This is a genomic window from Oceanicella actignis (genome assembly GCF_008124525.1).
Taxonomy (GTDB): Bacteria; Pseudomonadota; Alphaproteobacteria; order Rhodobacterales; family Rhodobacteraceae; genus Oceanicella; species Oceanicella actignis.
On sequence record NZ_VNHJ01000001.1, the window covers coordinates 389,506 to 401,541 of the forward strand.

The 12,036-nt window shown below is 74.1% G+C and carries 6 protein-coding genes; 4 read left to right on the top strand and 2 right to left on the bottom strand.

The window, feature by feature from the left end; translation table 11 throughout:
* The first annotated feature begins 13 nt into the window (after positions 1-13).
* Positions 14-199, top strand: coding sequence for a DUF2065 family protein (locus LY05_RS01805; RefSeq protein WP_072746263.1), 186 nt, complete (start codon positions 14-16; stop codon positions 197-199).
* A 204-nt stretch (positions 200-403) separates the two neighbouring features.
* Positions 404-1,819: a DegQ family serine endoprotease gene (locus tag LY05_RS01810; RefSeq protein WP_170258776.1), complete on the top strand. Its 1,416-nt coding sequence runs from the start codon at positions 404-406 to the stop codon at positions 1,817-1,819.
* 761 nt (positions 1,820-2,580) lie between these two features.
* Here LY05_RS01810 and LY05_RS01815 read toward each other — a convergent pair.
* Together LY05_RS01815 and pepN are read right to left on the bottom strand one after the other, a co-directional pair.
* On the bottom strand, positions 2,581-5,865 hold the full coding sequence (locus tag LY05_RS01815) for an error-prone DNA polymerase (protein ID WP_148921884.1): 3,285 nt from the start codon (positions 5,863-5,865) through the stop codon (positions 2,581-2,583).
* 652 nt (positions 5,866-6,517) lie between these two features.
* Positions 6,518-9,148, bottom strand: coding sequence for an aminopeptidase N (gene pepN, locus LY05_RS01820; RefSeq protein ID WP_148921885.1), 2,631 nt, complete (start codon positions 9,146-9,148; stop codon positions 6,518-6,520).
* Positions 9,149-9,349: 201 nt separating this feature from the next.
* Here pepN and LY05_RS01825 point away from each other — a divergent pair, with 201 nt between their 5' ends.
* Entirely contained in the window at positions 9,350-11,512 is a 2,163-nt protein-coding gene (locus LY05_RS01825; RefSeq protein ID WP_148921886.1) for a malate synthase G, read from the top strand.
* Positions 11,509-11,940, top strand: a complete 432-nt coding sequence (locus LY05_RS01830) for a GlcG/HbpS family heme-binding protein (RefSeq protein ID WP_072746259.1) — start codon at positions 11,509-11,511, stop codon at positions 11,938-11,940. The genes LY05_RS01825 and LY05_RS01830 overlap by 4 nt, the downstream gene beginning before the upstream one ends.
* Positions 11,941-12,036: the final 96 nt, after the last annotated feature.

Genomic DNA, 12,036 nt, shown 5'->3' on the forward strand with positions numbered 1-12,036 from the left:
AGGGGCGAGGGCGATGCGCGACGTCGTCTTCGCCATTGGCGCGGTGCTGGCCTTCGAGGGGCTGATGCTGGCCCTGGCGCCCGGGCTCGTGGTCCGGGCGCTGGCGTTTCTGCAGGCGGCGGGCGTCGAGCGGCGGCGCATGCTGGGTCTTGGCGCGGCGGCGGCGGGCGTGGCGCTGCTGATGATCGCGCGCTCGTGATCGCGGCGGGGCGCGATGCTCTTGCGGTGCGGCGCAAAAGACACATCTGAAAGGCGACGCCGCAGGCCCCGAGGGCGCCCGCAGGACGAAACAAGACAACGCAGGATCAGGAGGAGAACGACCTTGTCCATCACACGAACCCGCCGACCGTATGCGGTCGCGGCGGCCGCCGCGCGGCCCGGCGCGGCCCGGCTGCTGTGGGCCATGCTGGCCACGCTGGCGCTGGCCGCCGCGCTGGCGCTGGGCGCCGCGCGCGAGGCCGCCGCGCGCGGCGCGCCCGAAAGCTTCGCCGACCTGGCCGAGCGGCTCAGCCCGGCGGTGGTCAACGTCTCGACCTCGCAGACGGTGGCGCGGCCCTCGCGCCCGCTCGGGCCGCGCCTGCCCGAGAACTCGCCCTTCCGCGACCTGTTCCCCGAGCTGTTCGGCGATCAGGGCGGACCGCCGCGCAAGGTCAGCTCGCTGGGCTCGGGCTTCGTCATCTCGCAGGACGGCTACATCGTCACCAACAACCACGTCATCGACGGCGCGGACGAGATCAAGGTGAACTTCACCGACGGCGAGTCCCTGCCGGCGAAGATCGTGGGCACGGACCCCAAGACCGACATCGCGCTGCTCAAGGTCGAGCCCAAGGCGCCGCTGCCCTTCGTGCCCTTCGGCGACAGCGACAAGGCGCGGGTGGGCGACTGGGTGCTGGCCATCGGCAACCCCTTCGGCCTTGGCGGGACGGTGACGGCGGGCATCATCTCGGCGCGCAACCGCGACATCAACGCCGGACCCTATGACGACTTCCTGCAGACCGACGCGGCGATCAACCGCGGCAACTCGGGCGGTCCGCTGTTCAACATGGACGGCGAAGTGATCGGCGTGAACACGGCCATCATCTCGCCCTCGGGCGGGTCGATCGGCATCGGCTTCGCGGTGCCCTCGGCCATCGTCACCAAGGTGGTTTCGCAGCTGCGCGAGTTCGGCGAGACCCGCCGCGGCTGGCTGGGCGTGCAGATCCAGACCGTGACCGACGAGATCGCCGAGGGGCTGGGCCTTGACGCCGCGCGCGGCGCGCTGGTCTCGGGCGTGGTCGAGGGCGGCCCCGCCGCGCAGGCCGGCCTGCAGGTGGGCGACGTGATCCTGTCCTTCGACGGCAAGGACGTGAAGCAGATGCGCGACCTGCCGCGCATGGTCGCCGACGCCGAGGTGGGCAAGCCCGTGCGCGTGACCGTCTGGCGCAAGGGCAAGACGCACACGCTCAAGGTCACGCTCGGCCGGCTCGAGGAAAGCGAGCAGGCGGCCGCCGGCTCGGACGATGCGCCGCCCGCGCTGGGCGCGGTCGAGGCGCTGGGCATGAAGCTGACGGCCCTGACCCCCGAGCGCCGCGCCGCCGCCGATCTGCCCGAGAATGTCGAGGGCGTGCTGATCGAGGCGGTCGATCCCGAGGGGCCCGCCGCCGAGAAGGGCCTGCGCCCGGGCGACGTGATCGTCGAGGTCGGGCAGGAGCCGGTGCGCAGCCCCGCAGATGTCCGCCGCAAGGTCAAGGAGGCGAAGGAGGCCGGCCGCAAGGCGGTGCTGCTTCTGGTCCATGCGCGGGGCGATCTGCGCTTCGTGGCGGTGCCGCTCGAAGACTGACGCGCCGCCTGGACGCCAAGCGCGGCCCATGGCCCCGCCCGGTTCATCCGGGCGGGGCTTTTCGTTCGGGCGCCTCGTCGGGCCGCGCCGGGCGCCGGTCAGGGGCGGCGCCGGGGCCGGCGCGTTCGGGATCGGCGCGGCAGGGGCGGCGCCTCAGGGGCGGCGCGTCAGGGGGGCGGCGCCGCGGCGGGGGCGCGGCCGGAACGTCATTTGCAACGTCCGGGCCGAGCGGGGCGGCGCGTGCCGGGGCGTGCGGGCCTTGCTCCCCGATCGCCATCGGGGCGGCGGGCGCCGGGGCGTGCGGGCCTTGCGCCTCGATCGCCATCGGGGCGGCGTCGTGGGTCGGCTGCGCGCTCATGCGCACGGGACGCCGCCTTGGGCGGAGCAGGACGCCAGGCGGAACGGCGCGCTGGCGCGGGGCGGCGCCGGGGGCGGGCGGCGTCGCCAAACCGGAGCGCAGGCGACCACGGCCGGCGACCGCGGTCGTCCGGGGCGGGCGGCGCTGCCGCGTCCCGCAAGCCGGGCGTCGTTCCTTGTCCCTGTCCCGCGCCTTTGTTCAGGGCCCGCTTTCTTGTTCGTTCCCTTTCAGCGGCGCCTTGCGGCCTTGGCCGCCCGGCTCCCGCGCGCCGCCGGGGTCCGATGGGCGGCGCCTTGCGCCTGCGGGCGCGGATTGCGCCGGGCGGCGGACCAGCGGCGCGCCCGCGCTGCGTTTGCGCCGCCGGCGATCGCGGCGGCCGGCGCGGCGGGGGCCGGTCGGGCGGTCAGCGGAATTCGCGCGCGGGGAAAAGGCGGCGCGCCTGGGCGCGCGGGTGGCCTGCGGGGCCGCGCGGCGCGCTGGCGGGGGATGCGCGGCGCGCGGCGGGGGATGCGGCATCGGACGAGGCGGGGGCCTCGGGCGGCGCGGCCAGCTCGTCGAGCAGCGCGCTCAGATCCTCGACCCGGTCGGCGACCAGATGCGTCACCTCGCCGTCGCGCTGGATGCGGCCGCGCACGCGCAGCAGCCGCCCGGCGATGACCGCGCGGCGAAAGCGCTCGTAGACCCTGGGCCAGACCACCACGTTGACCACGCCGGTCTCGTCCTCGAGCGTCAGGAACACCACCCCCTTGGCCGTGCCCGGCCGCTGGCGCACCAGCACCAGCCCCGCCGCATGGACCCGCGCGCCGGGCGGCGGGCGGTCCAGCGCGGCGGCGGGCAGCGGCGCGGGCGCGCGACCCATCCCCTGCGCCAGGCGCGGGCGCAGCAGCTCGAGCGGATGCCGGCGCAGGCTCAGGCGCAGGGCGGCGTAGTCGGCGGCCACCTCTTCGCCCGGGGCGACGGGCGGCAGGGCGATGGCGGGTTCGTCCAGCCCCTCGCCCTCGAGCGTGGCGTCGAACAGGGGCAACGGCGAGGCCGCCGCGCGCAGGGCGCGGACCTGCCACAGCGCCTGGCGCCGGGTCAGGCCGAGGGCGGCGAAGGCGTCGGCTTCGGCCAGGCGCTCGAGCGTGGCGGCGCCGATCCCGGCGCGGCGGCGCAGATCCTCGGGCGCGGCGTAGCCGTTGCCGCGCGCGGCGGCGATCCAGCGCGCGTCCTCTTCGGGCACGCCGCGCGCCTGGCGAAAGCCCAGCCGCAGCGCCAGCCCCCCCGCCGAGCGCGCCGATGGTTCGAGCGTGTTGTCCCAATAGCTGGCGTTGACGCAGACGGGGCGGACCTCGACGCCATGGGCGCGCGCGTCGCGCACGATCTGGGCCGGGGCGTAGAAGCCCATGGGCTGCGCGTTGAGCAGCGCGCAGGCGAAGGCGGCCGGGTGATGGCGCTTGAGCCAGGCCGAGGCGTAGACCAGCAGCGCGAAGCTGGCGGCGTGGCTTTCGGGAAAGCCGTATTCGCCGAAGCCCTCGATCTGGCTGAAGCAGCGCTCGGCGAAGTCGCGCGCATAGCCCCTTGCGGTCATGCCCTCGACGAAGCGCTCGCGGAAGGCCGAGACGGTCCCGCTCTTGCGGAAGGCGGCCAGCGAGCGGCGCAGCCGGTCGGCCTCGGCGGGCGAGAAGCCGGCGCCGATGACGGCGATCTGCATGGCCTGCTCCTGGAACAGGGGCACGCCCAGCGTGCGCGCCAGCACCTCGCCCAGCGCGTCGGAGGGAAACGAGACCGGCTCTTCGCCGCGCCGCCGGCGCAGATAGGGGTGGACCATGTCGCCCTGGATGGGGCCGGGGCGGATGATGGCCACCTGGATGACCAGGTCGTAGAAGCAGCGCGGCTTCATGCGGGGCAGGAAGTTCATCTGCGCGCGGCTTTCGACCTGGAACACGCCCAGGCTGTCGGCCCGGCACAGCATGTCGTAGACCGCGGGATCCTCGGGCGGCAGGGTGGCCAGGGTCCAGCGCGGGCCGCCATGGGCCGCGATCAGGTCGAAGCACTTGCGGATGCAGGTCAGCATGCCCAGCGCCAGCACGTCGACCTTGAGGATGCCCAGCGCGTCGATGTCGTCCTTGTCCCACTCGATGACGGTGCGGTCCTCCATGGCGGCGTTCTCGATGGGGACCAGCTCGTCCAGCCGGCCGCGGGTGATGACGAACCCGCCCGTGTGCTGCGAGAGGTGGCGCGGAAAGCCGATGATCTGGCGGCACAGTTCGAGCGTCTGGCGCAGGCGGCGGTCGGCGGGGTCGAGGCCGATCTCGCGCAGGCGCGCCTCGTCGACGCCCTCGGCCGACCAGCTCCAGACCTGCGAGGCCAGGGCGCCGGTCACGTCCTCGGACAGGCCCATGGCCTTGCCCACCTCGCGCACGGCGCGGCGGGCACGGTAGCGGATGACGGTGGCGCACAGCCCCGCGCGGCTGCGGCCGTAGCGGGCGTAGATGTGCTGGATGACCTCCTCGCGGCGCTCGTGCTCGAAATCCACGTCGATGTCGGGGGGCTCGTCGCGGGCTTCGGAGATGAAGCGCTCGAACACCATCGCGGCGACCTCGGGGGCGACGGCGGTGATGCGCAGCGCGTAGCACACCACCGAGTTCGCCGCCGAGCCGCGCCCCTGGCACAGGATGCCGCGGCTTTCGGCGAACTCGACCAGGTCGCGCACGGTCAGGAAGTAGCGCGCGTAGCCCAGCCGGGCGATCAGCGCCAGCTCGCGCTCGGCCATGGCTTGCACGCGGGCGGGGACGCCCTGGGGGTAGCGGCGGGCCAGGCCCTGGCGGGTCAGGCGCTCGAGCCGGGTCTGGGGGTCTTCGCCGCCGGCGACCTCGTCGGGGTATTCGTAGCGCAGCTGGTCGAGCGAGAAGGCGCAGGCGCGGGCCAGCTCGGCGGCGCGGTCCACGGCGCGCTCGTGGTCGGCGAAGATGCGGCGCATCTCGGCCTCGGCGCGCAGGCGCCGTTCGGCGTTGCGCAGGGCGCGGCGGCCGAGGCGGTCGATGACGGTCTTCTCGCGGATGCAGCGCAGCACGTCCGCCAGGCGCCGGCGCGCGCCATGGTGCATGATGGGGTCGGCCGTGGCGACCAGCGGCGCGCCGGCCTCTTCGGCGGCGGCGGCCAGGGCGGCCAGGCGTTCGCGGTCGCGCCCGTCATGGCGGGGGGCGGCGGCCAGGAACGTCTGCCCGGGAAGCCGGCGCGCCCAGCGTTGCGCCGCTTGCGCCGCGGCGCCCGCGCCGGCCGGGTCCGTTTGCGCGTCTTGCGCCGTTTCGGGCGGCGCCGTCAGCAGCAGGAACATGCCCTGGGCGTGGGCGGCGACGTCTTCGGCGCGCAGGATGCAGCCGCCCTTGCGCGCGCGCCGCTTGCCCAGGGTCAGCAGGCGCGTCAGCCGCCCCCAGGCCGCGCGGTCGCGGGGCAGGGCGACCAGGGTTTCGCCGTCCTCGAGCACGAGCCGCGCGGCGGGGATCAGGCGCGGCGGGCGCAGGCCCTGCTCGGCGCATTCGCGCAGGGCCCGGTGGGCGCGCACCACGCCGGCCACCGAGTTGCGGTCGGCGATGGCGATGGCCTCGAGTCCCATGCGCGCGGCGCGCAGGACGTATTCCTCGGGATGCGAGGCGCCGACGAGGAAGGTGTAGTTCGAGGTGGCGCAGAGTTCGGCGAAGGCCATGGCGGAGGAATCCCGGCGCCCGCGGGGTGCGGGCGTGCGTATGTTCTCAATTTGTTCTTGTTTGTGCAAGCCGAGTCCGACCCCTGATGCGCGGCGGCGGGGCGGGGCGGCTCCGGCCCTTGCAAGCCGACGCCCGGGCGCGGCGCGGGGCGCCGTCGCGCGCGGGCCGACGGAGGGCGCAAACCCGCCGGCGTCGCTCTTCCTGCCGGCGGCGCGCCAGGCCGGGTGCGCGTCAATGCGGCCGAGGGCGCGGCGCGTGCGGCGGCGGGCGGCGGTCCAAACCTCGGCGGGGGGCGGTTCGGCCCCTGGCGCGGGCCGGACGAGCGGCGCGGGCGGCGCGGGCGGCCCGGGCGGCCCGGGGGGGGCGCCTGTCGGGCGCGGGCCGGCTCCCGCTTGCCTTGGGGGCGCCTTCGGCGGGGCGACGAGGGGCGTCGGCTCGGCCCGCGCGGCTCGGCCCGCCTGGTTCGGTTTGCCAGCCCGTCCGGCGCGAGCGGCGCGGTGCGGCTGACGCGCCTCGGTTGGCGCGCGTCAGCCGGCGCAGCCCGTCCGGCGCGGCTCGCCCGGCGCGCGTCAGCCGGCGCAGCCCGTCCGGCGTGGCGGCGCGCGGTGCGGGCGGCGCGCGGTGCGGGCGGCGCGGTCCGGGCGGCGCGCTTCAGCCGTCCAGCATGCGCTCGACCATCTCGGACAGATCGCGCGAAAGGCCCGGCTCGGCGGCGATGCGCTGCAGCTGGGCGCGCGCCAGCGCCTGGCGCCCGGCATCGAGGCGCCGCCATGTCTCGAACGCGCCGGCCATGCGCGCCGCCGTCTGGGGGTTGACCTTGTCCATGCGCAAGAGCCAGTCGGCGTAGAAGCGGTAGGGCGCGCCGTCGGCGGCGTGGAAGCGCGCCGGGTTGGCCATGGCGAAGGCCCCCACCAGCGAGCGCAGCCGGTTGGGGTTGCGCCACTGGAAGTCCTCGGCCTCGGACAGCGCCTTGACGCGGGCGAAGGCGTCGGGCTGGGGCGAGGTGGCCTGGATCATGCGCCACTTGTCCATCACCAGCGGATCGTGCGCCCACTGGCGGCGGAAGGCCTCGAGCGCCTCGTCGGCCTGCGGCGCGCCGTTGTGCGTCAGCGCCGTCAGCGCCGCCAGCTTGTCGGTCATGTTGTCGGCGGCGGCGAACTGCGCCGCCGCGTCGGCCTGGCCCTGCGGACGGCGCGCCAGAAGGGCCAGCGCGCCGTTGGCCAGGGCGCGGCGGCCGGCGTCGGCGGCCTCGGGGCTGTAGGGGCCGACGGGGCGGTGCAGGGCGCGCAGCGCGGCCAGGTCGTCGGCCAGCGCGTCGGTCAGCGCGTCCTTCCAGCGCTCGCGCGCGGCGTGGACGACCTGCGGATCGACCACGCCGTCGCGGTCGAACAGGGCTTGGGCGATCTCGTCTTCCGAGGGCGGGGCCAGGATCAGGGCGCGGAAGGCGGGGTCGAGCGTTTCGTCGCGCAGCGCCTTGCCCAGCGCCTCGACGACGCCGGGGGCGATGGGCGCGGGCGTCAGCGTCGGGACTCCGTCGCGCAGCGCCGTCTGCGCGGCGATGGCTTCGGCGGCCAGCGCGGCGCCGGCCTGCCAGCGGTTGAAGGGGTCGGAATCATGGGCCAGCAGGAAGGCGCGCTCGGCCGGATCGGCGTCGCGCTCGAGGATCACGGGCGCCGAGAAGCCGCGCAGCAGCGACAGCGTCGGCCGCTCGGGCAGCTCGATGCGCCAGCTTTGCTCGGCCTCGGTCAGCTCGAACAGGCGCCGGGGCGCGATCTCGTCGCCCGACTGGCCGAGAAAGCCGCACGCGACGGGAATGACCATGGGCTTCTTGTCGGGCTGGCCGGGCGTGGGCGGCACGCGCTGGGACAGGGTCAGCGTCAGCGCGCGCCCGTCCCATTCCTCGCGCACGCGCAGGCGGGGCGTGCCGGCCTGCTCATACCACAGCTTGAACTGCGACAGGTCGCGGCCCGAGACGTCCTCGAACACCTTCAGCCAGTCCTCGACGGCGCAGGCCTGGCCGTCATGGCGCTCGAAATACAGGTCCATGCCCTTGCGCCAGGTCTCTTCGCCCACAAGCAGGCGCAGCATGCGGATGACCTCGGCGCCTTTCTCATAGACCGTGGCGGTGTAGAAGTTGTTGATCTCGCGATAGCTGTCGGGCCGCACGGGATGGGCCAGCGGGCCCGCGTCCTCGCGGAACTGGCGCGCGCGCAGCTGGCGCACGTCCTCGATGCGCTTGACCGCGGCCGAGCGCTGGTCGGCGGTGAACTCCTGATCGCGGAAGACGGTCAGCCCCTCTTTCAGGCACAGCTGGAACCAGTCGCGGCAGGTGATGCGGTTGCCGGTCCAGTTGTGGAAATACTCGTGGGCGACGATGCTCTCGATCAGCTCGTAGTCGCGGTCGGTGGCGGTCTGGGGGCTGGCGAGGACGTATTTCGAGTTGAAGATGTTCAGGCCCTTGTTCTCCATCGCGCCCATGTTGAAGTCGTCCACGGCGACGATGTTGAACACGCTCAGATCATATTCGCGGCCGTATTTCTCCTCGTCCCAGCGCATGGCGCGCTTGAGCGCGTCCAGCGCGTAGGCGCAGCGGTCCTCGTCGCCGGGGCGCACCCACACGTTCAGCGCCACCTTGCGCCCCGAGGCGGTGACGAAGGCGTCCGAGACGGCGCGCAGATCGCCCGCCACCAGCGCGAACAGATACGAGGGCTTGGGCCACGGATCGCGCCAGCAGGCGTAGCGGCGGCCGCCGGGCAGGGGGCCGCTCTCGCCCGGCTCGCCGTTCGACAGCAGCGTTCCCAGCTCGGCCGGGGCCTCGATGCGCACCGAGAACACCGCCATCACGTCGGGCCGGTCGGGATAGTAGGTGATCTTGCGAAAGCCCTGCGCCTCGCACTGGGTGCAATACATGCCGTTGGACAGGTAGAGCCCCTCGAGCGCGGTGTTCGCGGCCGGGGCGATCACGGTCTCGCATTCCCACACGAAGGCGTCGGGCAGGGGGGCGTCCAGCGTCAGCCCCTCGGCGTCCAGCGTCAGGCGGTCGGTGACGTCCTCGCCGTTGACCGAGGCGCGCAGCAGCCGCAGGCCCCGCCCGTCCAGCCGCAGCGGGCCGCCGGGGCCGTCGGGGTTGCGGGTGAAGTCGATGCGCGCGCGCACGCGCGTCGCGTCCGGGTGCAGGTCGAAGGTCAGATCCGTGGTTTCGACCAGCCAGGCGGGGGGCCGGTAGTCGGCCAGCCGGATGAGGGGGGCCTTGGGCGTGTCGTCGCGCCGGTCTGCGGGCATGTCGCTCTCCAGTCCAAAGGGTTCGCGGCACAGTTATGCAAACGCGCGCCCGGCTCAAGCGCCGCGCGCGCTTTCCGTGTGGTGAAATCGCATGTCATTTGCGTGGCGCCGCCGGCCGGGCCGCGCTTAGCTGCGCGCAGCAGGCGCCGACAGGCGCGAATCCGCCGCGAAGTATCCGCCGCAAGAAGGAGCCGCGAACCCATGACCGAGCGCATCGAGGCCGCGGGGCTGAAGGTCGCCCGCGAGCTGCACGACTTCATCGAGAACGAGGCCCTGCCCGGAACGGGCGTGACCTCGGAGGCCTTCTGGTCGGGCCTTGCGCGCATCGTGCGCGAGAAGGGGCCCGCGAACCGCGCCCTTTTGCAGCGGCGCGACGAGCTGCAGCGCAAGATCGACGCCTGGCACCGCGAGCGGCGCGGCGCGCCCCATGACGCGGCGGCCTATCGCGCCTTCCTCGAAGAGATCGGCTATCTGCTGCCCGAGGGGCCGGATTTCGAGATCACGACCGCCAATGTCGATCCCGAGATCGCGCAGGTGCCCGGCCCGCAGCTGGTGGTGCCGGTGACGAATGCGCGCTACGCGCTCAACGCGGCGAATGCGCGCTGGGGCTCGCTCTATGACGCGCTTTACGGCACCGACGCGCTGGGCGATCTGCCGCCGCCGGGCGGCTACGACGCGGCGCGCGGGGCGCGGGTGGTGGCCTGGGCCAAGGCGTTCCTGGACGAGGCCGCGCCGCTGGCCGGCGGCCGGCATGCGCAGGTCGAGGGCTATGCCGTGCGCGACGGCGCGCTGATCGCGCGCGGCCCGTGGGGCGAGACCGGCCTTGCCCGCCCCGAGGCCTTCGTCGGCTGGCGCGGCGCGCCCGACTCGCCCGAAGCGGTGCTGCTGCGCAACAACGGCCTGCATGTCGAGATCGCGATCGACCGCGCCGGCGCGGTCGGCGCCTCGGACCCGGCGGGGGTGCAGGACGTGCTGCTCGAGTCGGCCGTCTCGACCATCATGGATTGCGAGGACAGCGTCGCGACCGTGGACGCCGAGGACAAGACCCGCGCCTATCGCAACTGGCTGGGGCTGATGAAGGGCGACCTGGCCGAAGAGGTCGAGAAGAACGGCCGCCGCTTCACCCGCGCGCTTGCGCCCGACCGCGTCTTCACGCGCCCCGACGGCGCCGAGGGCCGGCTGAAGGGGCGCTCGCTGATGCTGGTGCGCAATGTGGGCCTGCTGATGACCACCCCCGCCGTGCTGGGCCCCGACGGCGCCGAGATCCAGGAGCAGCAGCTCGACGCCATGGTCACGGCGCTGTGCGCCATGCACGACCTCGGGCGGCGCGCGAACTCGGCGACCGGCTCGATCTACACGGTCAATCCCAAGATGCACGGCCCCGACGAGGTGGCGCATGTCGCCTCGGTCCTGGCCATGGTCGAAGAGGCGCTGGGCCTTGCGCCCTGCACCATCAAGATGGGCATCATGGACGAAGAGCGCCGCACCACGGTCAACCTCAAGGAGTGCATCCGCGCCGCCCGCGACCGGGTCGTGTTCATCAACACCGGCTTCCTCGACCGCACCGGCGACGAGATCCACACCTCGATGGAGGCCGGGCCCATGGTCCGCAAGGCTGACATGAAGAGCCAGCCCTGGATCCTGGCCTACGAGGACTGGAACGTGGATGTGGGCCTGGCCTGCGGCCTGCGCGGCAAGGCGCAGATCGGCAAGGGCATGTGGGCCATGCCCGACATGATGGCGGCGATGCTCGAGCAGAAGATCGCCCATCCCATGGCCGGCGCCAACTGCGCCTGGGTGCCCAGCCCGACCGCGGCCACGCTGCACGCCACGCATTATCACAAGGTCGACGTGCTGGCCCGCCAGGCCGAGCTGGCGGGCCGGCGGCGCGCGCGGCTGGACGACATCCTGACCATTCCGCTCGCCCCCGCGCCCGACTGGTCCGACGACGAGATCCAGGCCGAGCTCGACAACAACGCGCAGGGCATCCTGGGCTATGTGGTGCGCTGGGTCGATCAGGGCATCGGCTGCTCGAAGGTGCCCGACATCAACGATGTCGGCCTGATGGAAGACCGCGCCACCTGCCGCATCTCGTCCCAGCACATGGCCAACTGGCTGCATCACGGCGTGGTGGACGAGGCCCGCATCATGGAGACGATGAAGCGCATGGCCCAGGTGGTGGACCGCCAGAACGCCGGCGATCCGGCCTATCGGCCCATGGCGCCCGATTTCGACGGCCCGGCCTTCCGCGCGGCCTGCGAGCTGGTGCTGCGCGGGGTCGAGGCGCCCTCGGGCTACACCGAGCCCACGCTGCACGCCTGGCGCCTGCGGCGCAAGGCCATGGACCGCGGAGAGGCGGCATGAGCGCCCTGACGCTGGAGGCCGCGCGGCGCGTCGTCGACGGCGCGCTGGCGCATGCGCGCGCGGCCGGCTTCAAGCCCATCGCCGTGCTGGTGCTGGATGCGGGCGGTCATCCCCTGGCCTTCGCGCGCGAGGACGGCGCCTCGCCGGGGCGCTGGGCCATCGCCCATGGCAAGGCGCATGGCGCGATCATGCTCGGAACGGGCTCGCGCGCGCTCATGGCCCGGGCCGAGGCGCAGGCCTATTTCGTGGCCGCCGCCAACGGCGCGCTGGGCGGCGCGCTGGTGCCGGTTCCGGGCGGCGTGCTGCTGCGCGCGGCCGATGGCGAGGTGATCGGCGCCGTCGGCGTCAGCGGCGAGACCTCGGACAATGACGAGGCCGCCGCCCTGGCCGGCGCCGCCGCGGCGGGCCTGCGCGCCGATCCCGGCTGATCCTGACGCGGCCCGGCGCATCGGCGGGGCGCAATCGCGCAAGCATTCGGGCGCAAGGCATCCGGGCGCAAGCGCGGGGCGCGAAGCGGCGATGCG